The following is a 19,139-nucleotide window of genomic DNA, read 5'->3' as shown; positions in this document are numbered from 1 at the left end:
GTGGAACCACGAATTCAACACTCGTCCCTTTTTACGGGATGAGTGTTTTTTATTTTGAGAAAAAGAGGAGTGACCAGTGATGGCAGATGTAGTTAAAATTACTTTCCCTGATGGAGCTGTGAAGGAGTTTCCAAAAGGCGTAACAACTGAAGAAATCGCAGCTTCTATTAGCCCAGGCTTAAAGAAAAAAGCTGTAGCTGGAAAATTAAATGATGAGATGATCGATCTTGTTACACCAATCGAAGAAGATGGTGCAGTTTCTATCATTACATTAGATTCTGAAGATGGCCTATATATTTTACGCCATTCAACAGCCCACCTTTTAGCACAAGCGTTAAAACGTTTATATAAAGATGTTAAGGTTGAGCTTGGCATTGGTCCAGTAATTGAAAATGGCTTCTACTACGATATTGATATGGAAGAAGCAATTACAGTTGAAGACTTCAAGAAAATCGAAAAAGAAATGCAAAAAATCGTGAACGAGAACTTAGAAATCGTTCGTCATGAAGTGCCACGTGCAGAAGCAATTCGTCGCTTTGAAGAAATCGGCGATGAGTTAAAATTAGATTTAATTAACGATCTTCCAGAAGATGCAGTTATTTCAATCTATGAGCAAGGCGAATTCTTCGACCTTTGTCGTGGTGTTCACCTTCCATCTACAGGAAAAATTAAAGTGTTTAAATTATTAAGCGTTGCAGGTGCTTACTGGCGCGGCGATAGCAATAATAAAATGCTACAACGTATTTACGGTACTGCATTCGTTAAGAAAGCAGAATTAGATGAGCACTTACGTATGCTTGAAGAAGCGAAAGAGCGCGATCACCGTAAATTAGGTAAAGAATTAAAACTATTTACTAATAGCCAAAAAGTAGGACAAGGTTTACCACTTTGGTTACCAAAAGGTGCAACAATCCGCCGCATTATCGAGCGTTACATCGTTGATAAAGAAGCAAGCTTAGGCTATGATCACGTATATACTCCAGTACTAGGAAGCAGAGAGCTTTATGAAACTTCTGGTCACTGGAACCACTACCGTGATGGCATGTTCCCATCAATGGAAATGGATAACGAAGAATTAGTTCTTCGTCCAATGAACTGTCCTCATCATATGATGGTTTATAAAAATGATATTCACAGCTACCGTGAATTACCAATCCGTATTGCAGAACTTGGAACAATGCACCGTTATGAAATGTCAGGTGCGTTATCTGGATTGCAACGTGTACGCGGAATGACTTTAAACGATGCGCACATTTTCGTTCGTCCAGATCAAATTAAAGAAGAGTTAAAACGTGTTGTAAACTTAACTCTAGAAGTGTACAAAGATTTCGGTTTAGAGAACTACTCATTCCGTCTATCTTACCGCGACCCAGCAGATACTAAAAAGTATTATGCGGATGATGAGATGTGGGAAAAAGCACAAGGTATGTTAAAAGAAGCTATGGATGAAATGGGTCTTGATTACTATGAAGCTGAAGGTGAAGCGGCATTCTACGGTCCAAAACTTGATGTTCAAGTTCGTACTGCTCTTGGAAAAGACGAAACACTTTCAACTGTACAATTAGACTTCTTACTTCCAGAACGCTTTGAATTATCATACGTTGGTGAAGACGGTAAACAACATCGTCCAGTTGTAATTCACCGTGGTGTTGTATCAACTATGGAACGTTTTGTAGCCTTCTTAATTGAAGAATACAAAGGTGCATTCCCAACATGGTTAGCTCCAGTTCAAGTACAAGTAATTCCAGTTTCTCCGCAAGTACATTTAGACTATGCGAAGAAAGTACAAGACGAATTGCGTCGTGCTGGTATCCGTGTTGAATTAGACACTCGTGAAGAGAAGATCGGTTACAAAATCCGTGAAGCACAAATGCAAAAAATTCCGTACATGCTTGTAGTAGGTGACAATGAAGTAACTGAAAACGGCGTAAACGTACGTAAATATGGTGAACAAAAATCAGAAACAATCGCATTAGATGCTTTTGTTGACATGATTAAAGTAGAAGGGAAACGATAAGAAAAAGCCGCGGTATACCGCGGCTTTTTTATGTAATATACTTGAGAAAAATTAGAAAAAATAACCATGTAACACTTATCATAAAAAAGTATTGCAAGTATGTTAGTTGTTTGTTACAATGTTTCTTGTTGTTAGTAAAACACATCGCGTCTTCTTGACAGACGTCATGTCCTATGATAAACTCATCAAGGATAATAGAATATTGTTTTGTGGAACAAGTAGAAGCACCCGCTTCTCACCTGATGGACGCATTCGCAGTTAACAGGTAAATGTATTTCTTACTTAAGATTTTACAAGTGTGGGTGTCGTATGCCCGCACTTTTTTTGTTCGGGTTCTATGACTACAAAATATGTTCTGAGAAAACCTTGGAGGTGGCTTACTATTAGCAAGGATATGATGATTAACGAGCAAATTCGTGCACGTGAAGTACGTTTAGTTGGCGCAAATGGCGATCAACTTGGAATCAAGTCTCGTAATGACGCTTTAGACTTAGCTGCAAATCTTAATCTTGATTTAGTATTAGTTGCTCCAAATGCGAAACCGCCAGTATGCCGCATTATGGACTACGGTAAATTCCGCTTTGAGCAACAGAAGAAAGAAAAAGAGCAGCGCAAAAATCAAAAAGTAATTAGCATGAAAGAAGTTCGTTTAAGTCCAACAATTGATGAACACGACTTTAACACAAAACTTCGTAATGCTATCAAGTTTTTAGAGAAAGGCGACAAGGTTAAAGCGTCAATTCGCTTTAAAGGACGTGCCATTACTCATAAAGAAATCGGTCAACGTGTTTTAGATCGCTTCTCAGAAGCTTGTGCTGAAGTTAGTACAGTTGAATCTAAGCCTAAAATGGAAGGACGCAGTATGTTCTTAGTTTTAGCACCGAAAAACGATAAGTAATAGATAGAGGAGGAAATACCTATGCCTAAACAAAAAACTCATCGCGGCGCTGCAAAGCGTTTCAAAAAGACTGGATCAGGTAAACTGAAACGTTCTCACGCTTACACAAGCCATTTATTCGCTAACAAATCTACAAAAGCTAAACGTAAACTACGTAAAGCTGGTGTAGTAAGCGCTGGTGACTTCAAACGCATTCGTCAAATGCTTGACAACTTAAAATAAGTTCGGCTGATATATAGAACAATTAGGAGGTAATATTATGCCAAGAGTAAAAGGTGGTACAGTTACTCGTCAACGTCGTAAAAAAGTAATTAAATTAGCAAAAGGTTACTACGGTTCAAAAAATACATTATTCAAGGTTGCTAACCAACAGGTTATGAAATCTCTAATGTATGCATTCCGTGACCGCCGTCAAAAGAAACGTGACTTCCGTAAATTATGGATTACACGTATCAACGCAGCAGCTCGTATGAATGGTCTTTCTTACAGCCGCTTAATGCACGGTCTTAAAAATGCTGGCATCGAAGTTAACCGCAAGATGCTTGCTGACTTAGCTGTTCATGACGAAAAAGCTTTCGCTGAATTAGCAACAGTTGCAAAAAACAACATTAACTAATTAATTAGTTGAAACCTTAGAAGAATTTTCTTCTAAGGTTTTTTTATTTGTATTCAAATAGAAGTTAGAAGTGAAAGAAATTCTAAAGATTAACGGCTATGTCGTTATCAATATGACAAAATCAATATAAAAGTTATAGCAGTATAGAAGAATATACATATGAAGTCAGGAGAATACTCCTGGCTTTTTTCAATTCTGCTCGTTTGGAAAGAAGAGTATCTTTCCTAGCCGAAACGACACTGCTATAATGGAAAGATGATATGGAACTTTCATCAGATGAACAATTTAAGAGTGATGACTGAAACGTATTTGTAAATTAAGGACAAGCTATTTTATAAAGAGGTAGATAGCTGACTTATTCATAAGAACTGAAACATAATAATGAACTTTGAGATGAAACAACATTGTTGCGTAAAATGCGATGTTGGAGGAGGACAATAGAATGGACTTACTACAACTATTTAAATTACAAAAAGAATTAGATGACCGTATTGCAAAAGAACATGACTTACAACCGAAAAAATTGTTAAAAGAAAAAATGTTAGCTCTTCTTGTAGAAATTGGAGAACTTGCAAATGAAACACGTTGTTTTAAATATTGGAGCAACAAACCAGCTTCGGAACGTGAAGTAATATTAGAAGAATACGTAGATGGTTTGCATTTTATTTTATCAATCGGCATTGATTTAGGTATTGATAAAAACTTCCTATTCTATAAATGTGCACAAACGAATAAAACACAAGTGGAAATTTTCTTAGACACATATGCGAAAGTAATTCGTTTTACAGATCAACCATCTATTACAAACTATATTGAATTATTTACGAGCTACCTTCGACTCGGACAAGCACTTGAATTTGAGCAAGAAGAGATTGAAAAAGCATATTTAGATAAAAATGAAGTAAATCATCAGCGTCAAACACAAGGATACTAATTTAATTTTTGAATATTTCAATTTAATTATTGTATAATGAATTGACTGAAGAAAAAGGAGGGTGTTGGCAATGACAAAATTAGACGCGACATTGACAATGCTAAAAGAATTAACGGATGCACGTGGTATTGCTGGTAACGAACGTGAACCACGTGAAGTAATGAAGAAATATATCGAGCCGTTTGCGGACGAACTTTCTACTGATAATTTAGGGAGTTTAGTTGCGAAAAAAGTAGGGGAAGAAAACGGCCCGAAAATTATGGTTGCAGGTCATTTAGATGAAGTTGGATTTATGATTACACAAATCGATGACAAAGGTTTCCTTCGCTTCCAAACGGTTGGTGGCTGGTGGTCACAAGTTATGCTTGCGCAACGCGTGACGATTGTAACGCGTAAAGGAGATGTAACAGGTGTAATTGGTTCAAAACCACCGCACATCTTACCTCCAGAAGCTCGTAAAAAGCCAGTTGAAATTAAAGACATGTTCATCGATATCGGTGCTTCTAGCCAAGAAGAAGCGATGGAGTGGGGCGTACGACCAGGAGATCAAGTTGTACCTTACTTTGAATTCCAAGTGATGAAGAATGAAAAAATGTTACTTGCAAAAGCATGGGATAACCGAATCGGTTGTGCAATTGCAATTGACGTATTAAAACAATTAAAAGATGAAAAGCATCCAAACGTTGTATACGGCGTTGGAACTGTACAAGAAGAAGTCGGTCTTCGTGGCGCAAAAACATCTGCGAATTATATTAAACCAGATATCGCGTTCGCAGTAGATGTTGGTATCGCTGGAGATACACCGGGTGTAACGTCAAAAGAAGCGCAAAGTAAAATGGGCGATGGACCACAAATCATTTTATATGATGCTTCTGTTATTGGACATACAGGTTTACGTGATTTCGTAGTTGATGTTGCTGATGAATTACAAATCCCGTATCAATATGATTCAGTAGCGGGCGGAGGAACGGATGCGGGTGCGATTCACATTGCTGTAAATGGTATTCCTTCTATGGCAATTACAATTGCAACGCGCTATATCCATTCTCATGCGGCAATGTTACACCGTGATGATTATGAAAATGCAGTGAAGTTAATTGTAGAAGTTATTAAACGTCTTGATAAAGAGGCTGTACATAACATTACATTTAATTAATAGAAAAAGCGAAGGAGATTCTCCTTCGCTTTTTTATGTTTTAAAAAGGCCGTTCTAATCCTGCTGCAGTATGAGCGCCTAAAATAATTAAACGAGTTAATTGCATCGCCATAAAATGCGGAGTATATATCATTCCTCTTTTTAACCATGACATAATCATTCCGATGTGAGCCCCTGTAACATAACTAATCAAAATATCACGAGGAACCATAAGATCTTCATCATCTGGTTGTGAAATAGACAAGCTTAATGTTAAATGCACTTGTATTGTTTTCATCATTTTATAAGAGTAGTTTCCGGCAGCTTTATCCCCAAGCATAACGTTATAAAAGTTTACATTTTCTGCGATATGTTCGAATAAAGCCAAAAATGTAGGGTGAGGTGAATCGAATGTAAGTTGAAAATCTTCTTTATTTCTATTTTTCGGTTTAATTACTTCTGCTAGCTTCTCTAACATTTCTTCAATACTTTTGTCTAATAGGTCATATTTATCATGGTAATGGCTATAAAATGTAGCGCGATTTACAGGAGCGCGTTCTGCAATATGTTGAACAGTTACATTTTCAAAGCCTTTTTCGCCTACTAAAGCGACAAAAGCATCCTGAATGAGTTGTCTCGTTCGCTTTACACGTGGATCATTTGTATTTTTAATAGACATTTTTCTTCTCCTCGTTTAATTTTCTATACTTAAACAACATATTGGTATTATATTGTTGTTTAAGCGACATTTCATACGTAAATTGTCGGTTGTAGATTCAAAATAATTATTTATAATTATAAACGATAGTCCTTCAGAAATCAGCACCGCTCGCAGGTAGATAAATTTCGATTTATGCTGCAGATGGTGTGATTTTTTTGTTAAAAGGTTAATATAATTAACAATTAAACAATCTAAACAATAAGGACATAAATAGTTTAGAAAAAAATTATATGCGATATAAGGAGAGGAATGCAATGAATCAGTTTCGAAGAATGGTAATTATCAACATTATCACATTAATTGTACTAGTTGGCGGCGGTATTGGCGGTTATTACTATTACAACCAAACGGAAAATTACTTAAAAACAGACAATGCAAAGATTGATGGAAAGGTAATTCCGGTTGCTTCACCAGTAGCAGGTAAACTAACTGACTGGAAAGCTGAAGTAGGAAAAAATTATAATGAGAACGATAAACTAGGTACTGTTACTGTAGCGGCAGCTAATGGAGAACAAACAGTAGATGTAACAATTCCACAAAATGCAACGGTTGTACAATCAAACGCAACAACAAATGCTTTCGTTGGAGCTGGTAGCCCGATTGCTTACGCATTCGATATGAACAATTTATGGGTAACAGCAAACATTGAAGAAACAGATGTCGATGATGTTCAAAAAGGTCAAGATGTAGATGTGTATGTAGATGCATACCCAGATACAACGTTAACAGGAAAAGTAGAACAAGTTGGCTTAACAACAGCGAATACATTCTCTATGTTGCCATCAAGCAACGCAACAGCGAACTATACGAAAGTAACACAAGTAGTACCAGTTAAAATTTCTTTAGACCATAGCAAATCAGTAAATATTGTTCCTGGCATGAATGTGACAGTTCGTATTCATAAGTAAGGGGGAGATGAGATGTCCTCAATTGTAATTGCAGGATATGCACTATTTTGTATAATCGTCTTCTTCCTTGTAAATCGTCTTTTACGAAAGAAAAAAACGAAAATGGGAGAAGAACAAGTCCCAGCCGTAAGTAAAATAGAAGTAAGTAAAGTTGAAACAGAAGAGAAAGAAATTGAACGAAAGCAAGAATCGGAAATTTCTAATGTAGTTGAGTTAGAAACAGGAAAGCAAGAAGAAGTAAAACAAGAAAAAGAAGTGCCGAAAAAACAAATGTCTACGCCTGTAGAGAATGTGAATGTAAAAGCAGTTGTAGCTGTATTAATTCTCGGCATGTTCGTTTCTATTTTAAACCAAACAATCATTAACGTTGCATTACCTCCGTTAATGAATGAATTTAACGTATCGACTTCAACAGCACAATGGTTAATTACAGGCTTCATGCTTGTAAATGGTATTTTAGTACCGATTAGTGCCTTTTTAGTTTCACGATTTACGTATCGTAAATTATTCGTAGCCGCAATGTTATTCTTTACGGTAGGATCTATCATTTGTGCTACTTCAGGAAACTTTACAATGATGATGACAGGCCGTGTAATTCAAGCAGTTGGTGCGGGTATTTTAATGCCGGTTGGTATGAATATCTTCATGACATTATTCCCGCCTCATAAACGCGGAGCAGCGATGGGGTTACTAGGTGTAGCAATGATTTTAGCACCAGCTATCGGACCAACTGTAACAGGTTGGGTGATTGAAAATTATAGTTGGAATGTAATGTTCTATGCGATGTTTATTATCGGTTTAATTATTACGTTCCTATCTTTAAAATTCTTTACACTAGCTCAGCCAGTGTCTAAAACGAAATTAGATATATTCGGTGTGGTTAGTTCAAGTATTGGACTAGGAAGCTTATTGTACGGATTTAGTGAAGCTGGAAATAATAGTTGGACTAGTGCAGAAGTCATTATTTCACTTGTTATCGGTGTAATTGGTTTAGCGTTATTTATTTGGAGAGAGTTAACAACGGACAATAAAATGCTTGATTTACAAGTATTTAAATATCCAGTATTTACTTTTACTTTAGTAATTAACGCAATCGTAACGATGGCACTATTTGGAGGTATGTTATTACTTCCAGTATATCTGCAAAACATTCGTGGCTTTACGCCAATTGAATCTGGTTTACTACTTCTTCCAGGATCATTAATTATGGGAATCATGGGACCAGTAGCGGGTAAATTATTCGATAAATATGGCATTCGTCCATTAGCGATAATTGGATTGGCAATTACGACGTATGCGACATATGAATTTACAAAATTATCGATGGATACACCGTATAGCGTTATTATGACGGATTATATTATACGTTCAATTGGTATGTCATTCATTATGATGCCAATTATGACAGCTGGTATGAACGCACTGCCGATGAAATTAATTTCTCACGGTACAGCAACGCAAAATACGTCAAGACAAGTAGCTGGTTCAATCGGAACAGCGATTTTAATCACACTTATGACGCAACAAACAACTGCTCACGTAGCAGATTACGGCAATATGTTAACAACATCCAACCCAATTTTAGTTGATAAAGTACACGGCATGGGCCAAAGCTTAGCGGCCTTAGCTGGATCGGCTCAAGCAGGAGATGCGATGAGCACACAACTATTATATGGACAAATTTCAAAGCTATCTGCAATTAACGGTATTAACGATGCCTTCTTAATCGCAACGATACTAGCAGGTATCGCTTGGGTGTTATCGTTCTTCTTACAATCAGGCAATAAACCAAATAGAAAAGCAGGGAATTAATTTCCCTGCTTTTTTGTGCTTTTTTATGCAGTAACATATAAAAGATGATAACCAGTTATGGAGCACAGCCCTGTTATAAACAAAATCGTCCCCATAGAACAAATACTCGATATTTGCCTGCCGCTTATAATAGCTAATAGTCCAGCTAAAGAGAACAGGCACCAATATAAAGTTCCCGAAATTGGAACCACCTCCTGTAAATCTATTCCAGAACCTATACAAACGATAGGAACAACGATAAGCGATATGCTAATTAAACCAGCTATAATAGTAAATGATTTACGACATTTCATACCAGCAATAATTAAAAAAATGCCGACGATGAATTCGCATAACATTAAAGTAAAAGCTAAAATCATCCAAATTAATATTCCGAACATTTCTGTATTACCTCCGATTTGTGGGTTTCGAAAAAAGTTATATATAGAATCAATCACCTACAGACATGAGTACCCAGAAGATAACCCCTAATATTCCAATGGTAAAAATAATGAATCCCATATTACGTATACTTTTAATTTTTGCTTGGAATCCACTTATCCCTGCTAATAATCCAGTTAAAGAGAATAGGACCCAGTAAAGAGCAGTTGGAATGGGGAAGATTGTATCCATATTAATTCCTATACTTAAAAAAACAAAAGGTAGTGTGACAAAGGATAGGCTAAGTAGCCCCATTAAACCAACGAGTAATTTCCGATATTTAATTCCTGTTACTATTAAAAAAATACCACCAGCAATCCCGCATAGTAAGAGAAGTGGCGTGAAAAGCATCCAAATAACACTGAACATATGTAAACTCCTTTATATGAATTAAGTTATATTTTACTACATGAGGTTTATTTTGGATATTATTAATAAATATGTATAAATTGATAGAGATGAGAAGTGATCATACGAATTAATAAAAGAGGTATCGTGAGGATACCTCTTTCTAATTCAAGAATGCCAACAAATTATTCATAATATGAAATAACATAGCTGGAATAATGGATTTTGTTTTTTTACATAAAATAGCCATTAATAATCCCATGAAGAAAGTAATGACCATTACCCCAAGTGAGTATGTATGAGCGATACCGAAGAAGAAGCTTGTTATAATCGCTGCAATCCAAAATGGAAAGCGTTCTGAGAAAAAGCGAAGTATAAAGCCACGGAAAATAAGCTCTTCAAAAATTGGTGTGAGTATTGCAAAGCCGAGAAGTAATAATATTTCATATTGCTTAAAGACATCTAAGTTTAGTGCGGAAGATTGCTGCTTTGTTGCGTCTTGGAACACATAATTTAACAAGATGTAATTGAGTAAAATGTTTATAGCGAAGAAAAGAAGTAAGTATACGTATGTACGCCATTCTTTCAGTGCTTTAAAGTTAAATGATTGTAGTAGTAATTTTTTTGCGGGTTCGAATTTAAAAATGAAGAATAACAACACGGCTAGCTGGAATACAATACTTGCAGTATTTACGATAGATTCATACAGGGCAATTTGTTTTTTATCTGTAAGACCAGCTGTATAAATTGTTAAGGGCATTGCGAGGAACACAGTAATAAGTCCGGTTCCGAAAAAAGCGAATACAACGGAGCTAATAAATTGTCCCCATGACATAGAGTATTTCTGTTCATTAGAAAGTTGTGTAGCGGGTTGCATATGTAGAATCACCTCTTTATATTTGTATATTTAATTATAAGGCATTTTGTTTTCAGGCGTAATATTTAAATATTACATATAAAGGTGTATTTTCCACAAAATAATAAAAGAGGTATCACCCTGTAGTGATGCCTCTTTCTCATTGATAACTATGTTCTGTCTTGTTATTCAATTTTGCTTGCTCTATTTGCAATTCACGCTCTACCAATCGATCTAATTGCTGAATTGCTTTAAGTGCTTTTTCATAAGAAATTGTTCGATAATGATGCGCTCCGCCCGGTTCTTCATCTGCTTCATCTGCCCATTTAATAATATTTTGAAGAGATGTTCTTTCAATTTCTTGTTCCACTAAGAAAGAATCTGTATGAAGAAGAATTGCAATAGAAATTTCTTTTGCTAGTTTTGGATGTTCTCCTAATCTAATAAGTAATTTATGTGCTCTTTCAGCGCCTTTAATTGCATGGATATCATTCTTTTTATATAAGTCATAATCCCATTCGCCGCCTGTGTACCACGTATGATGTCCGATATCATGAAGGAAGCCAGCTTTTGTGGCAGCATCGACTGAGGCGTGATGCTTTTTGGCTAGGTGAAACGCATGGTAAGCGACAGCGATCGCGTGGACCATTCCAGAACGGTTTACGTATTTTTGTGTAATGTGGTGTTTAAAAATTTGTTCAAGCGTAATACGGTGCATAAAACATTCACTCCTTTTATCTTATGGTGTATATGAAGAAAAATCGATCGGTTTAAATGTATTTTGAACATTGTACTCCATCATAGTTCGTTAGTAAAGTAGAAATGTTTAGGAGAAGAAAAAAATTTTCCGCAAAAAAATCACCTTAGCTGATGCAAAGGTGATTTTCAAATTGCTTATTTTTTTAATCCTTGCTCTAGTGTTTCTAACATTTCGTGCTTTTCATTTTCATCAGCGTTTTTCCAAATGACTTCAAATAAAACGCCAAGACCTGGAAGCATTTTTTCTTCACCGCTTTGAATTGCATCGACGATTGTTTCTTGTAATTGATCTTGTGAATTTCCAGATACATTCGCTAATACGGCACCGCGTAAATTAAAACTCATTGCTTTCACCTCTTCTTCAGAATTGAAACTGACGTTAGTTTTTGTTCTTTTTTATGTAAATATGTATGAAAAATAGGCTATAATGATAAGACAAGAAGAGAGGGAAATACATATTATGAAAAACATTGATTCAGTACAAAATCCGCGTGTAAAGCAGTGGAAAAAGCTGCAAACGAAAAAAGAACGCGATAAAAAAGGTTTATTTTTTGTAGAAGGATTCCACTTAGTCGAGGAAGCTTTGAAGACAGGGATTGTAACAGAACTTATCGTTTCAGATCAGACAGACCTTCCGAAAGATTGGACAGTTAATGATGTGGAAATGTATATCGTACCTGAGGCGATTGTAAAAATACTTCGTGAAACAGAAACGACGCAAGGTGTATTTGCTGTTTGTGAGAAGCATGAGAAAGAAGTAGCTCTTACTGATGGGAAATTCCTTTTATTAGATGGCCTGCAAGACCCAGGTAATTTAGGAACAATTATTCGTACAGCTGATGCAGCTGGTATTCACGCCGTTGTGCTTGGAGAAGGTTGTGTTGATGTTTACAATAGTAAAGTACTCCGCTCTACACAAGGCTCTATTTTCCACTTGCCAATTGTAAAAGGGAACTTAGAAGAATGGGTAGACAAGTTAAAAGAAAATAACGTTCCTGTATATGGAACAGCTCTTGAAAATGGAGTTCCGTATGGTGAAGTAACGCCGGCTGGCAGTTTTGCATTAATTGTAGGAAATGAAGGGAACGGCGTACGCCAAGAAATTCTTGCAAAAACGGATCAAAACTTGTATATTCCGATTTACGGCGGGGCAGAATCATTAAATGTTGCGGTTGCAGCAGGGATTTTAACGTATTATTTGCAAAGCCCGGTTGCGAACAAATAAAAAACTTCTTATAATAAGTTGAAGTACATTATATTAAAAGTTAAATAACGAAAAACGTTGATAGAGAAGAGTAACTTACAAAATCGCCATATAGGGAGAGAGTGCCGTAGACTGAAAGCATTCTTATGGTAGACGGAAGTGAATTCACCTCTGGAGTTGACGCCAGGACCATGTATATGTAAAGGCGTTCCGGTCAGAATTGATCGTTATAACTAATGAGTGGGCAGACTTGTTCTGTCAATTTAGGGTGGTACCGCGAATTTACCTCGTCCCTTTTTGGGAGCGAGGTTTTTTTATTTTTAAAATTAGGAGGGTTCCAAAATGGAAGCACGTTTAAAAGAGCTAAAGCAAAAAGCGTTAGAGCTTATTGAAGAAGCGAAAGAGCTAAAGAGCTTAAACGACGTACGCGTAGCGTATTTAGGAAAAAAAGGTCCAATTACAGAAGTATTACGCGGCATGGGAAAATTGTCAGCAGAAGAGCGTCCACGTATGGGAGCATTAGTAAATGAAGTGCGTGAAGCGATTCAAACGCGTTTAGATGACAAAATTAGTAACTTAGAAAAAGCGGTAATCGAAGCGAAATTAGCTACTGAAACAATCGATGTTACACTGCCAGGTCGTCCTGTTGAAACAGGTTGTCACCATCCGTTAACAGCTGTTGTTGAGCAAATTGAAGATGTATTCATCGGTATGGGTTATGAAGTAGCTGAAGGAACAGAAGTAGAAAAAGACTACTACAACTTCGAAGCACTAAACTTACCGAAAGATCACCCAGCGCGTGATATGCAAGATACATTCTACATTACAGAAGAAACGTTACTACGTACACATACATCTTCTGTGCAAGCACGTACGATGGAAAATAATAAAGAAAAAGGCCCGATTAAAATTATTTGTCCTGGTAAAGTGTATCGCCGTGATGACGACGATGCGACGCATTCACATCAGTTCATGCAAATTGAAGGTCTTGTAATTGATAAAAACATTCGTATGAGTGACTTAAAAGGTACACTGCAAGTATTCGTGAAAAAGATGTTCGGTGAAGATCGTGAAATCCGTCTTCGTCCAAGTTTCTTCCCATTCACAGAGCCATCTGTAGAGATGGATATTTCTTGTATGATGTGTCATGGCAAAGGTTGCGGCACTTGTAAAGGAACTGGCTGGATTGAAATTCTAGGCGCAGGTATGGTTCACCCGAACGTACTTGAAATGGCTGGTTATGATTCAAAAGAATATCAAGGTTTCGCATTCGGTATGGGCGCAGAGCGTATCGCAATGTTGAAATACGGAGTAGATGACATTCGTCATTTCTATACAAATGATGTACGTTTCTTACAACAATTCAAACGAGCGTAAGGGAAGGAGAGGATAAATATGTTCGTATCATATCGTTGGTTACAAGAGTATGTAGATATTAAAGATGTAACAGCACAAGAACTAGCAGACAAAATCACGAAAAGTGGTATTGAAGTAGAAGGCGTTGAAGTATTAAATAAAGGTGTAAAAGGTGTTGTAGTTGGTCACGTATTAGAATGTGAAAAACACCCAGAAGCTGATAAATTAAGCAAATGCTTAATCGATATCGGTGAAGAAGAGCCAGTTCAAATTATTTGTGGAGCTCCTAACATTGCAAAAGGTTTAAAAGTACCAGTTGCAAAAGTTGGAGCTGTACTTCCTGGCAACTTCAAAATTAAAAAAGCAAAACTACGTGGTGAAGCTTCTCACGGTATGGTTTGTGCTCTTCAAGAGCTTGGTATTGATGGCAAGTTAGTTTCAAAAGAATACGCAGATGGTATCTTCATCTTCCCAAGTGACGCTGAAGTTGGTGCAGATGCACTTGAAATTTTAAACTTACACGATGAAGTGCTTGAGCTTGGCTTAACACCAAACCGTGCAGATTGCTTAAACATGTTAGGTGTTGCTTACGAAGTAGCTGCTATTTATGGCCGCGAAGTAAAACTTCCAGCTATCGACTTACAAGAAACAGCAGAAAAAACTTCTGATTATATTTCTGTAAGTGTAGAAGCGAAAGAAGAAAACCCATTATACATTGCAAAAATGGTTAAAAACGTAAAGATTGGTCCGTCACCAATGTGGATGCAAACTCGTCTTATGGCAGCTGGCATCCGTCCGATTAGCAACGTAGTTGATATTACAAACTACATTTTAATGGAATACGGTCAACCGTTACATGCATTCGATTACGATAAATTAGGTTCAAAAGAAATCGTTGTTCGTCTTGCAAAAGAAGGCGAAAAAATTGAAACGTTAGATGATCAAGAGCGTACATTACAAAGCCACCACCTTGTAATTACAAACGGCACGAAAGCTTTAGCTGTTGCTGGTGTAATGGGCGGGGCGGATTCTGAAGTTACAAATGAGACAGTAAACGTTCTAATTGAGTCTGCATACTTTGCAGGTCAAACAGTACGTCGTACATCAAAAGACTTAGGCCTTCGTAGTGAATCAAGTGCACGTTTCGAAAAAGGAATCGACCCAACACGTACATTTGAAGCAATTCAACACGCAGCTGCTTTAATGGCGAAATATGCTGGCGGTGAAGCACTTGAAGGTGTAGTAGAAGCTGACAACTTACAAGTACAAGAGCGTACAGTATCTGTTACTGCTGAAAAAGTAAACCGTGTATTAGGTACAAATATTTCTGCGAGTGAAATGGGTACAATGTTCACAAACTTGAAATTCCCATTCACAGAAGTAGAAGGAACATTCCATGTAAATGTACCAGCACGTCGTCCTGATATTACAATTTCAGAAGACTTAGTAGAAGAAGTGGGCCGTTTATACGGTTATGACCATATTCCAGTTACATTACCTTCTGGAACGATGACTCGTGGTAAATTAACATCAGCACAAACGAAACGTCGTAAAGTACGCCGCTTCTTAGAGGGTGCTGGTTTATATGAAGCAATCACGTATTCATTAACAAGCGCTGATAAAGCGAAACAATATATGGTTGAGCCAAACGAAAAGGCGCCTGTAGGTCTTGCACTTCCAATGAGTGAAGAACGTAGCCAACTTCGTTTAAGCTTAGTACCGCAATTACTAGAAGCAGTTTCATACAATGTCGCTCGTAAAAACGACAGCGTTGCTTTATACGAGGTAGGTTCTATCTTCTTACCGACAGAAGAAGGAGAACTTCCGAAAGAAGAACAACATCTTGCAGGTGTTATGACAGGTCTTGCTCTTCACCATGCATGGCAAGGTGAGAAGAAAGTAGTAGACTTCTTCGTTGTGAAAGGTGTACTAGAAGGACTATTCGACGTGCTTGGCGTTTCAAACCAAATCACATATGCACCAGCAAAACGTGAAGGTATGCACCCAGGCCGTACAGCTGACATCGTATTGGATGGCGAAGTAATTGGTTTCATCGGTCAATTGCACCCAGAAGCAGAAAAACAATTAGATGTGAAAAATACATTCGTATTTGAATTATCTCTTGTAAAAGTATTCGGTGCAGACGCTGAAGAAACTTACTACGCAGCAATTCCACGTTTCCCATCTATGACACGTGACATGGCTGTTGTAGTAACAAAAGAAACAAAAGCTGGTGAAATGAAGCAAGTCATTGCTGAAGCTGGCGGAGAACTTCTGAAAGATGTAACATTATTCGACTTATACGAAGGTGAAAAAATGGAAGAAGGCAAGAAATCACTTGCATTCTCTATGACTTACTTCGATGCAGAACGTACATTAACAGACGAAGAAGTAACAGAAGCACATAACCGTGTACTAACAACGGTAGAAGAGAAATTCGGTGCGGAGTTACGTAAGTAATTAGAAAATTGCCGGATTCATTCCGGCAATTTTTTTATTGGATTGGTTGTCGGACACTATCGGTAAGTCGATATATTACAAAAATCGCTCATATATTTTTTGGCACCTTGCATCTTTCTCTCGAATGTAGTACATTAATTTTAGTTTAACAAAATGAAAGACGATGATAAGGAAAAGTAGTATATACTATAATCCAAAGCGAGTCAGGGATGGTGAGAGCCTGATGAGGCGGTATATGTGAAGAACACCTTGGAGTTGCTAACCGAAATTGAATCTTATATTCAAGAGTAGGCTTAGACGGGAATCCGGCCTGTTATAAACCGGGAAGTATGTATTACATACGAGTTAAAGTTGGTCTTTATGACAAATTGGGTGGTACCGCGAAGTTTAACCTTTCGTCCCTTTATGGATGAAAGGTTTTTTTGTATTTAAATATATGAGCAAAGGAGAATTTCACTATGGAAAACACATTAGTAAAAAGTCTGTATAGAGATACAGAAAAGTATGCAGATCAAACAGTACAAGTATCAGGGTGGATTCGTAACTTACGTGATTCAAAAGCATTTGGTTTCATCGAATTAAACGACGGTAGCTTCTTCAAAAGCGTTCAAATCGTTTTCGATACAGAATTAGAGAACTTCAAAGAAATTGCAAAACTTCCACTTAGCTCTTCAGTTAAAGTAGAAGGTAAAGTAATTGCAACGCCTGGAGCGAAGCAACCATTTGAAATTAAAGCAGAAAAAATTGATATCGAGGGCTTATCAGATTCTGATTACCCACTTCAAAAGAAACGTCATACGTTTGAATACTTACGTACAATCGCTCACTTACGTCCAAGAACAAATGCATTCTCTGCAACGTTCCGCGTACGTTCTATCGCAGCATTTGCGATTCACCAATTCTTCCAAGAGCGTGGATTCGTACATGTTCACACACCAATCATCACTGGTAGTGATACAGAAGGTGCTGGCGAAATGTTCCGCGTAACAACGCAAGATTTAAATAACCTACCAAAAGGTGAAGACGGAAAAGTTGATGAGTCAAAAGACTTCTTCGGTAAAGAAACAAACTTAACAGTAAGTGGACAGCTGAACGCTGAAGCTTATGCATTAGCATTCCGTGACGTATACACATTCGGACCTACATTCCGTGCAGAAAACTCAAACACAACTCGCCACGCTGCTGAGTTCTGGATGGTTGAGCCTGAGATTGCATTCGCTGAACTAGGGGACGTAATGAACCTTACAGAAGATATGCTGAAATATGCAATGAAATACGTATTAGAGCATGCACCAGAAGAAATGGAATTCTTCAACAGCTTCGTTGATAAAACAGTTCTTGAGCGCATGAACAACGTAATTAACTCTGACTTCGGTCGCATCACTTATACAGAAGCAATTAAAGTGCTTCAAGAATCAGGTGCTGACTTCAAATACCCAGTAGAATGGGGAATTGACTTACAAACAGAGCACGAAAGATACTTATCAGAAGAAATCTTCAAACGCCCTGTATTCGTAACTGACTATCCAAAAGACATTAAAGCATTCTACATGCGTTTGAATGAAGACGGTAAAACAGTAGCTGCTACTGACCTTCTAGTTCCTGGCATCGGCGAATTAATCGGCGGAAGCCAACGTGAAGAAAGAATGGACGTTTTAGTAGACAGAATTAAAGAATTAGGTATGAACGAAGAGGACTACTGGTGGTACTTAGAACTTAGAAAATACGGCGGTACAAAACACGCTGGATTTGGTCTAGGTTTCGAGCGCTTCCTAATGTACATCACTGGCATGGCTAACATCCGTGACGTAATTCCATTCCCAAGAACTCCAGGTTCTTCTGAATTCTAAAATATGAAAAAAGCGAGAGGATTTCCTCTCGCTTTTTTATTTTGTATAGTTTATTCTCCCGTAGCAAAAAGTAACGCGAAGGGGTGAATATAAATGAGTAAAAAAGTGAAAAAAGATCATTCAAGATCAAGCCTAGGTTCTCCAGAAGTTGAAGGACAAGGAACGACGACACATGAAACAGGTTCTCATAAAGTATCTTCATCAAATAAGAAGCAGAAACGAAGCTAACATAACAAAGGAGAGTCTTAAGGGCTCTCCTTTGTTATGTGTTACATCTTATTATCGTTAATTTCTTTTGTAATCTTATTTATGTCTTTGTCTAATCGATCTAAATAGAAAAACCACAGTAAACTCATGAACACGTAATAGATGGCCATCATGCCAAGATTATCAGATATATTTTCGAATGTGGATTTAGTAGTGAAAAAAGCTCCCCAAATGGTAGAAATAGTGAAGTAAGAAAGTGGGCCTACGAGGTGTACGAAAACATATAATATCTTTTTAACTTTTACAGCGTTCATATGAAAAAACTCCTTTTTCTAATCATACATTCAAGTTCTTCACAGAAGTGTTGTAGTTTTGTTGGATTATGTATTAACAAGCGTGCATCGTGTTTCCCGATAAATCTTCGAATCCGAAAGTTTAATAAGAAAGATCGACCATAACGCTCTATTAAATCGTTGAACGCTGGTTGTTCACTTAGTAGCTGAATGTTTTCTCTAATTTCGAACTGTCTTTCGTGTGGATCGCCTAGTAAAATATTTAGAATCATTTGTAGAAGTAGCAATGTAGATCTCCTCCTATGTTAGAATAATCTGCATATTAAAATTATAACAAAACTATAA

21 protein-coding genes and 4 other annotated features (1 of these 25 cut by a window edge) are annotated in these 19,139 nt (G+C 37.2%); of the genes, 13 read left to right on the top strand and 8 right to left on the bottom strand.

What is annotated here, in order from left to right; genetic code table 11:
- Positions 1-32 (top strand) — a binding site (T-box leader); it begins 197 nt to the left of the window's first position.
- 47 nt (positions 33-79) lie between these two features.
- The 6 genes from thrS (at position 80) to F3I02_RS07520 (ending at position 5,621) form a co-directional block, all read left to right on the top strand.
- Positions 80-2,017 (top strand): threonine--tRNA ligase, encoded by a 1,938-nt coding sequence (gene thrS / locus F3I02_RS07545; protein ID WP_000786083.1) that lies wholly within the window; start codon positions 80-82, stop codon positions 2,015-2,017.
- 210 nt (positions 2,018-2,227) lie between these two features.
- Positions 2,228-2,348: a sequence feature (ribosomal protein L20 leader region), on the top strand.
- A gap of 63 nt (positions 2,349-2,411) precedes the next feature.
- Positions 2,412-2,915, top strand: coding sequence for a translation initiation factor IF-3 (gene infC / locus F3I02_RS07540; protein ID WP_000973215.1), 504 nt, complete (start codon positions 2,412-2,414; stop codon positions 2,913-2,915).
- Between the two features lie 21 nt (positions 2,916-2,936).
- Positions 2,937-3,137 (top strand): 50S ribosomal protein L35, encoded by a 201-nt coding sequence (gene rpmI, locus F3I02_RS07535; RefSeq protein WP_001125945.1) that lies wholly within the window; start codon positions 2,937-2,939, stop codon positions 3,135-3,137.
- Between the two features lie 37 nt (positions 3,138-3,174).
- Entirely contained in the window at positions 3,175-3,531 is a 357-nt protein-coding gene (gene rplT, locus F3I02_RS07530; protein WP_001138362.1) for a 50S ribosomal protein L20, read from the top strand.
- Positions 3,532-3,973: 442 nt separating this feature from the next.
- Positions 3,974-4,465 (top strand): dUTP diphosphatase, encoded by a 492-nt coding sequence (locus F3I02_RS07525; protein ID WP_000365050.1) that lies wholly within the window; start codon positions 3,974-3,976, stop codon positions 4,463-4,465.
- 70 nt (positions 4,466-4,535) lie between these two features.
- On the top strand, positions 4,536-5,621 hold the full coding sequence (locus F3I02_RS07520; protein ID WP_000163555.1) for a M42 family metallopeptidase: 1,086 nt from the start codon (positions 4,536-4,538) through the stop codon (positions 5,619-5,621).
- Positions 5,622-5,661: 40 nt separating this feature from the next.
- Here the strand turns inward: F3I02_RS07520 and F3I02_RS07515 are convergent, their stop codons facing one another.
- Complete coding sequence (locus F3I02_RS07515; RefSeq protein WP_000023661.1) at positions 5,662-6,279, bottom strand: TetR/AcrR family transcriptional regulator; 618 nt, start codon at positions 6,277-6,279, stop codon at positions 5,662-5,664.
- A gap of 296 nt (positions 6,280-6,575) precedes the next feature.
- On the opposite strand from F3I02_RS07515, the gene F3I02_RS07510 reads away from it, so the two are divergent.
- Together F3I02_RS07510 and F3I02_RS07505 are read left to right on the top strand one after the other, a co-directional pair.
- Positions 6,576-7,229 (top strand): HlyD family secretion protein, encoded by a 654-nt coding sequence (locus F3I02_RS07510; protein ID WP_001071419.1) that lies wholly within the window; start codon positions 6,576-6,578, stop codon positions 7,227-7,229.
- A 12-nt stretch (positions 7,230-7,241) separates the two neighbouring features.
- Positions 7,242-9,041, top strand: a complete 1,800-nt coding sequence (locus F3I02_RS07505; protein WP_000095299.1) for a DHA2 family efflux MFS transporter permease subunit — start codon at positions 7,242-7,244, stop codon at positions 9,039-9,041.
- 23 nt (positions 9,042-9,064) lie between these two features.
- Here the strand turns inward: F3I02_RS07505 and F3I02_RS07500 are convergent, their stop codons facing one another.
- The 5 genes from F3I02_RS07500 to sspI all read right to left on the bottom strand — a co-directional run bounded on the left by F3I02_RS07500 (position 9,065) and on the right by sspI (position 11,769).
- Complete coding sequence (locus tag F3I02_RS07500; protein ID WP_196477788.1) at positions 9,065-9,421, bottom strand: ammonia permease; 357 nt, start codon at positions 9,419-9,421, stop codon at positions 9,065-9,067.
- A 49-nt stretch (positions 9,422-9,470) separates the two neighbouring features.
- Positions 9,471-9,830: a DNA-binding protein gene (locus F3I02_RS07495; protein ID WP_196477787.1), complete on the bottom strand. Its 360-nt coding sequence runs from the start codon at positions 9,828-9,830 to the stop codon at positions 9,471-9,473.
- 142 nt (positions 9,831-9,972) lie between these two features.
- Positions 9,973-10,686: a CPBP family intramembrane glutamic endopeptidase gene (locus F3I02_RS07490; RefSeq protein WP_074593626.1), complete on the bottom strand. Its 714-nt coding sequence runs from the start codon at positions 10,684-10,686 to the stop codon at positions 9,973-9,975.
- A gap of 139 nt (positions 10,687-10,825) precedes the next feature.
- Positions 10,826-11,383 (bottom strand): HD domain-containing protein, encoded by a 558-nt coding sequence (locus F3I02_RS07485; protein ID WP_000554786.1) that lies wholly within the window; start codon positions 11,381-11,383, stop codon positions 10,826-10,828.
- Between the two features lie 176 nt (positions 11,384-11,559).
- On the bottom strand, positions 11,560-11,769 hold the full coding sequence (gene sspI / locus F3I02_RS07480; protein ID WP_000009509.1) for a small acid-soluble spore protein SspI: 210 nt from the start codon (positions 11,767-11,769) through the stop codon (positions 11,560-11,562).
- 82 nt (positions 11,770-11,851) lie between these two features.
- Between sspI and F3I02_RS07475 the strand changes: the two genes are divergently transcribed.
- From F3I02_RS07475 to F3I02_RS07455, 5 genes are all read left to right on the top strand, one after another.
- On the top strand, positions 11,852-12,649 hold the full coding sequence (locus tag F3I02_RS07475; protein ID WP_002026395.1) for a TrmH family RNA methyltransferase: 798 nt from the start codon (positions 11,852-11,854) through the stop codon (positions 12,647-12,649).
- Positions 12,650-12,697: 48 nt separating this feature from the next.
- Positions 12,698-12,926: a binding site (T-box leader), on the top strand.
- 44 nt (positions 12,927-12,970) lie between these two features.
- Positions 12,971-14,005 (top strand): phenylalanine--tRNA ligase subunit alpha, encoded by a 1,035-nt coding sequence (pheS, locus tag F3I02_RS07470; protein ID WP_000388226.1) that lies wholly within the window; start codon positions 12,971-12,973, stop codon positions 14,003-14,005.
- A gap of 18 nt (positions 14,006-14,023) precedes the next feature.
- Positions 14,024-16,444, top strand: coding sequence for a phenylalanine--tRNA ligase subunit beta (gene pheT / locus F3I02_RS07465; protein WP_074593625.1), 2,421 nt, complete (start codon positions 14,024-14,026; stop codon positions 16,442-16,444).
- Positions 16,445-16,598: 154 nt separating this feature from the next.
- Positions 16,599-16,850, top strand: a binding site (T-box leader).
- 52 nt (positions 16,851-16,902) lie between these two features.
- Positions 16,903-18,294, top strand: coding sequence for an asparagine--tRNA ligase (asnS, locus tag F3I02_RS07460; RefSeq protein ID WP_000432177.1), 1,392 nt, complete (start codon positions 16,903-16,905; stop codon positions 18,292-18,294).
- A gap of 93 nt (positions 18,295-18,387) precedes the next feature.
- Positions 18,388-18,522, top strand: coding sequence for a YuzL family protein (locus tag F3I02_RS07455; RefSeq protein ID WP_000039594.1), 135 nt, complete (start codon positions 18,388-18,390; stop codon positions 18,520-18,522).
- A 41-nt stretch (positions 18,523-18,563) separates the two neighbouring features.
- On the opposite strand, the gene F3I02_RS07450 is transcribed toward F3I02_RS07455, so the two are convergent.
- Positions 18,564-18,815 (bottom strand): hypothetical protein, encoded by a 252-nt coding sequence (locus tag F3I02_RS07450; protein WP_000994744.1) that lies wholly within the window; start codon positions 18,813-18,815, stop codon positions 18,564-18,566.
- The gene (locus F3I02_RS07445; protein WP_000925538.1) at positions 18,812-19,081 is read right to left on the bottom strand and encodes a hypothetical protein; all 270 of its coding nucleotides are present in this window, start codon (positions 19,079-19,081) and stop codon (positions 18,812-18,814) included. The genes F3I02_RS07450 and F3I02_RS07445 overlap by 4 nt, the downstream gene beginning before the upstream one ends.
- Positions 19,082-19,139 lie beyond the last annotated feature (58 nt).

This window comes from Bacillus sp. SRB3LM, from assembly GCF_015712745.1.
GTDB lineage: Bacteria > Bacillota > Bacilli > Bacillales > Bacillaceae_G > Bacillus_A > Bacillus_A thuringiensis_K.
The sequence above is the reverse complement of the archived record's forward strand: the minus strand, read 5'-3'. Positions and strand labels throughout refer to the sequence as shown.

Coding starts and splice junctions, on each gene's coding strand:
- thrS (WP_000786083.1), top strand. CDS start 80: ATGGCAGATGTAGTTAAAATTACTTTCCCTGATGGAGCTGTGAAGGAG.
- infC (WP_000973215.1), top strand. CDS start 2,412: ATGATGATTAACGAGCAAATTCGTGCACGTGAAGTACGTTTAGTTGGC.
- rpmI (WP_001125945.1), top strand. CDS start 2,937: ATGCCTAAACAAAAAACTCATCGCGGCGCTGCAAAGCGTTTCAAAAAG.
- rplT (WP_001138362.1), top strand. CDS start 3,175: ATGCCAAGAGTAAAAGGTGGTACAGTTACTCGTCAACGTCGTAAAAAA.
- F3I02_RS07525 (WP_000365050.1), top strand. CDS start 3,974: ATGGACTTACTACAACTATTTAAATTACAAAAAGAATTAGATGACCGT.
- F3I02_RS07520 (WP_000163555.1), top strand. CDS start 4,536: ATGACAAAATTAGACGCGACATTGACAATGCTAAAAGAATTAACGGAT.
- F3I02_RS07515 (WP_000023661.1), bottom strand. CDS start 6,279: ATGTCTATTAAAAATACAAATGATCCACGTGTAAAGCGAACGAGACAA.
- F3I02_RS07510 (WP_001071419.1), top strand. CDS start 6,576: ATGAATCAGTTTCGAAGAATGGTAATTATCAACATTATCACATTAATT.
- F3I02_RS07505 (WP_000095299.1), top strand. CDS start 7,242: ATGTCCTCAATTGTAATTGCAGGATATGCACTATTTTGTATAATCGTC.
- F3I02_RS07500 (WP_196477788.1), bottom strand. CDS start 9,421: ATGTTCGGAATATTAATTTGGATGATTTTAGCTTTTACTTTAATGTTA.
- F3I02_RS07495 (WP_196477787.1), bottom strand. CDS start 9,830: ATGTTCAGTGTTATTTGGATGCTTTTCACGCCACTTCTCTTACTATGC.
- F3I02_RS07490 (WP_074593626.1), bottom strand. CDS start 10,686: ATGCAACCCGCTACACAACTTTCTAATGAACAGAAATACTCTATGTCA.
- F3I02_RS07485 (WP_000554786.1), bottom strand. CDS start 11,383: ATGCACCGTATTACGCTTGAACAAATTTTTAAACACCACATTACACAA.
- sspI (WP_000009509.1), bottom strand. CDS start 11,769: ATGAGTTTTAATTTACGCGGTGCCGTATTAGCGAATGTATCTGGAAAT.
- F3I02_RS07475 (WP_002026395.1), top strand. CDS start 11,852: ATGATAAGACAAGAAGAGAGGGAAATACATATTATGAAAAACATTGAT.
- pheS (WP_000388226.1), top strand. CDS start 12,971: ATGGAAGCACGTTTAAAAGAGCTAAAGCAAAAAGCGTTAGAGCTTATT.
- pheT (WP_074593625.1), top strand. CDS start 14,024: ATGTTCGTATCATATCGTTGGTTACAAGAGTATGTAGATATTAAAGAT.
- asnS (WP_000432177.1), top strand. CDS start 16,903: ATGGAAAACACATTAGTAAAAAGTCTGTATAGAGATACAGAAAAGTAT.
- F3I02_RS07455 (WP_000039594.1), top strand. CDS start 18,388: ATGAGTAAAAAAGTGAAAAAAGATCATTCAAGATCAAGCCTAGGTTCT.
- F3I02_RS07450 (WP_000994744.1), bottom strand. CDS start 18,815: ATGAACGCTGTAAAAGTTAAAAAGATATTATATGTTTTCGTACACCTC.